This window comes from Microcoleus sp. B3-A4 (assembly GCF_036705385.1).
In the GTDB taxonomy this organism is placed as follows: Bacteria; Cyanobacteriota; Cyanobacteriia; order Cyanobacteriales; family Microcoleaceae; genus Microcoleus.
The window spans coordinates 1-3,653 of sequence record NZ_JAUBUI010000169.1; the positions used below are offsets into that span (position 1 = coordinate 1).

5 protein-coding genes and 1 pseudogene are annotated in these 3,653 nt (G+C 40.6%); 2 read left to right on the forward strand and 4 right to left on the reverse strand.

Annotated elements, in window-relative coordinates:
- Positions 1 to 710: IS4 family transposase (locus QUB33_RS28865; RefSeq protein WP_333357924.1), on the reverse strand; the 710-nt coding region annotated here is incomplete at its 3' end.
- A gap of 118 nt (positions 711 to 828) precedes the next feature.
- On the opposite strand from QUB33_RS28865, the gene QUB33_RS28870 reads away from it, so the two are divergent.
- Positions 829 to 1,053, forward strand: a complete 225-nt coding sequence (locus tag QUB33_RS28870; protein WP_333357927.1) for a winged helix-turn-helix domain-containing protein — start codon at positions 829 to 831, stop codon at positions 1,051 to 1,053.
- Positions 1,054 to 1,950: 897 nt separating this feature from the next.
- Here QUB33_RS28870 and QUB33_RS28875 read toward each other — a convergent pair.
- The 3 genes from QUB33_RS28875 to QUB33_RS28885 all read right to left on the reverse strand — a co-directional run bounded on the left by QUB33_RS28875 (position 1,951) and on the right by QUB33_RS28885 (position 3,134).
- On the reverse strand, positions 1,951 to 2,352 hold the full coding sequence (locus tag QUB33_RS28875; RefSeq protein ID WP_333357930.1) for a hypothetical protein: 402 nt from the start codon (positions 2,350 to 2,352) through the stop codon (positions 1,951 to 1,953).
- A gap of 328 nt (positions 2,353 to 2,680) precedes the next feature.
- Entirely contained in the window at positions 2,681 to 2,794 is a 114-nt protein-coding gene (locus QUB33_RS28880; protein ID WP_333357933.1) for a hypothetical protein, read from the reverse strand.
- Positions 2,784 to 3,134 carry a hypothetical protein gene (locus QUB33_RS28885; protein WP_333357936.1) on the reverse strand — a complete coding sequence of 117 codons (351 nt, stop codon included), beginning with the start codon at positions 3,132 to 3,134 and terminating at the stop codon, positions 2,784 to 2,786. Before QUB33_RS28885 ends, QUB33_RS28880 begins: the two co-directional genes overlap by 11 nt.
- Positions 3,135 to 3,232: 98 nt before the next feature.
- Between QUB33_RS28885 and QUB33_RS28890 the strand changes: the two are divergent.
- Positions 3,233 to 3,576, forward strand: a pseudogene (locus QUB33_RS28890) (IS630 transposase-related protein); the annotation flags it as partial.
- Positions 3,577 to 3,653: the final 77 nt, after the last annotated feature.

The following is a 3,653-nucleotide window of genomic DNA, read 5'->3' on the forward strand; positions in this document are numbered from 1 at the left end:
TTAACCGATATGCCCCGATATTTTCTTTTCCATTTACAAGCCACATCAAATCCCCCTATCGGTTGAGTCTTTCTGACTTGGACTCCAGGGAAATAGAGAGAAATTCCGGGAACTAATCCTACCTCCTTCAACGGCTTCCAGATTTGAGGTTCGGTTTCGATACAAACAGAGCATTTAAGCCGTAAACAAAAATATACACCTGCCTCCCTGAGCCAGTTAGCCAGCTCGACCGAGCAAAATTCCCGGTCTCCTAAAACAACTACTTTATAATCTTTCAAAAGCGGTAAAATTTCTGAAATCGCATCCCTTTGTTCTGCCAAATTACTACTTCCTAGCTTGGGTAACAGAGACCAGGATAAAGGGATAGCTCTCTTCTCCCAAACCAGGCTTAACATGAGTATGTTTATATATCCCCATTGGGTGCGAGCGATGACAATTGATAAAGTCTGGCCCACTTGGCAATAGGTGGTTAACCAATAAGTTATCAGGGGATACCAAATCTGACGGAGGGTTAATTGAGGTAAATCCAAGAACCTTTGTAATTTCCGACGTCGGCTTTCGGCGGTAATCGGGTAGGGAAACACTCGCGCTAATTGCTCCAACTTAACTTGTCTTTCCGATTGCAGTAGATTGAGCAAAATACTTAATACTAAAAACTGAGTACGAGTTAAGTGTTGCTGGAGATGCGTCTGATAAAATAGAGGTAACATAATTTGTGATAGGTCGTCGGTACTTTGAACGGGCCTATCTTTTTTTACCACAATTGGGTCAACGCCTTACCTTGTCTAGCTTCTAACCGGGTTGTCACCCCCCCAGAAATTAAAGAGAATGATTTTAGAGGATAAACCAACAAAGTATGGGATAGACAGAGAAATCTGGACAGGAAAAATCATGCCGGCGGTAATAAAGCAACGGTGGAAAGTAGAGCTAAAAACGTCGAGAATATATGAAATTTTAGCCGATATAAATATTTCTCATCAAAAAGCGCATCGAGATTATGCAAAGGCATCGCCAGAAGCAGAAGGAGTTTGTGGAAGTTCAAAAAAAAAATAGCAGAGAGAAAGAGTGGGGAGAAAATAGTATTTTTTGATGAATTTGCAGTCACGAATCGACCAAGCCTATACTATGGATGGGAAGAAAAAAATACGCGACCAGAAGTGGCATCAAATGAAGGGAAAAAAAGAGAGAAGCTGAATGGACTATTAGCGGTAGATGCTATAAGTGGAAAAAAGTTTGTCAGACTATAGCGGTTCTTGGGTAGATGAGGTACACAATTAAACTTCAAAAGCTTGACATGACAAGACAGGGTTTCGGCGTACTCCATCTTTCTGAGAAAGGCTATATCACCCACAGCAAAAACCGACGATATAGCATTATAGATAGGAGAATTGTCCCAAGAAAGTATCAAAGAAAAAGCGCGTCATATAAGGATATTGTTGGATAATAATTCGACCTAGAGAAAGAAGATGAAGAAATATTTAATAGCTGAACAAATAGCATTAGAGATAGAGGAAAAGATCACAATAGAGTTAATTTATACACCAACCTACTCACCGAACTTCTATCTAGCAGAATATCTAATTCATTTACTAAGACTGAGGCTACTACATTATTTGCCAGTGGGAGCGAGCATAGAAGAGGTAAAAAAACGAATAAAAGAATTATTTGAAACGGAACAATTGCCGACACAAAGTCAAATCCCAAAGACACTTGAGCAGATCTACAACCTGATTCTATAATCTTACAGCGGGAAGGGAGTACGATTGCATAAATAGCAATTTTTTCAGCCAGCCTTTAACTATCCAAATTCTATTCATAGATCCAATTGTATTGCTTAAATGACTCAAGCGAAGCATCTTATCGCGATTTATTGAACAGCTTGACAGCGCGTAGCGCCCGACGACAGGCGCTACGCGCTCGGAAACCGCTGTGTATAACTAGCAACTTGCGTTATTCGTCGTACAACGTATAGTTTTCTACTGTACAAAGATCAACTTTATATTTTATAACTTCTGCCCCATCATCAAAAACAGCTTTGATATCGTAAGTACAGACATTCTGACTGTTGCCAATAGTTATGGTTCCAGATTCTCCAGGTCTCAGTATATCTATACCAAGAATGTCTTCCCCCCAATCATCTATTCCTGTGGGATTGGTATAAAATTTTGTTATATTAGTAGCCGTAGAGTTAGTAAGCCTAAACTCCAAACTTTCAGCTAAAACACTCTTTGCTGTCATTACGGATAGTGGTAAGGCTAAGGCCGTAGCAACCATTAAACTCTGAAGGATTTTAGCGATGGGAACTGAATAATTCATTGTCAAGGAAGGCAAGCTGTATAGATTTTTCATCATCAGACTCTAGTGAGAGATATTAGTAAAAACCGAAGTAGCATTTATACTACAACATAAATAAATATACTTCCTCCTTAAGGAAGATGTCAAGAAAATTGCATGGTGGCGAGGAGCTAGCGAAGCTGTTACCAGAGGCAAGATAGGCTAAAACCATTGCTGTGAAAGCTTTTTAGAACCAAAAAATTTTGTGTAACTTTTTAGACATTAATTAAACCACAGTCTCAATGGGGTTCAGCCGGGATACGCGCCAAAGAGGACAGGTTGTAAAATTTTGTAAAGCAAGGCAGTTGAAACCATTGATTTGTAGAGATTTTGAACCAAAATAGTTTCAGTCGAGCCAGAAATTCTGGAAGCGGTCTGGCGATAACTCCGTGTAGCGAATAGTGTGTTGAATATTCTTGTGTCCCAGATAAGCCTGAATAGCTCTGGTGTCATGACCAATAGATGCTAGATAAAACCCACAGGCATGGCGTAACGGCGACGGATTCGTGGCGGTGCACGTCTGCTAAACGCTTCAGCAGTTCGCCGTTTTGCAGGTTCCAGAGTTTGACTGTGCCCGCGCGCGATCGTGTCAGCAGCGTTTTGCTGGCGGGGCTGAAAGCAACTAGCAATACGGCTGTTGAATGTCCGAAAATCGTCTGCCGCAGTTCGCCGGTGTGCAAACTCCAAATTTTCACTGTAGAGTCCTCAGAGCCCGTTGCGAAGAATTGTCCGTCGGGACTGATAGCTGCAGATAAAATCCTGTCTGAATGGTGGAAAGTAGCTTTTAATATGGCGCCGATTGAGGTTTTTGGCTGCGTTTTATAGTCATTTCAAATAAATGTGAGACAAATGCAAGATGATGTAAAATCAAGAAAAATGGTTAACTCGGAGCCCAAAAATGGCATACAGTCTAGATTTGAGAAAAAGAGTAGTGGATTATGTGGAAAATGGAGGGGGTATAACCAAAGCCACCGCCCTGTTTAAAGTAGGAAGAGCAACAATATACAGATGGCTAAGGAGAGAAGACCTCCGAGCAACTTGCGGTAGAACACCGTGAGCGAAAGATAGACTGGGAAGCACTTAGAAAAGATGTAGAAGAAAATCCCGAAGCAAGATTAATAGAAAGAGCAAGGAAATTCGGGGTGAGAGCGAGTGCCATATGCTATGCTTTTAAAAAAATGAAAATTACGAGAAAAAAAAGAATTTCGTTATAAAGAAAGGAAGAGAGAAGAAAGAATAAAAGTAAGGATTCAGGTAAAAAATAGTTCATTGAGAGCCGAAAAATATGGTAATGTAGTCAGATGAGCGAAAAGCCAGAG

Coding starts and splice junctions, on each gene's coding strand:
- QUB33_RS28870 (WP_333357927.1), top strand. CDS start 829: ATGATTTTAGAGGATAAACCAACAAAGTATGGGATAGACAGAGAAATC.
- QUB33_RS28875 (WP_333357930.1), bottom strand. CDS start 2,352: ATGATGAAAAATCTATACAGCTTGCCTTCCTTGACAATGAATTATTCA.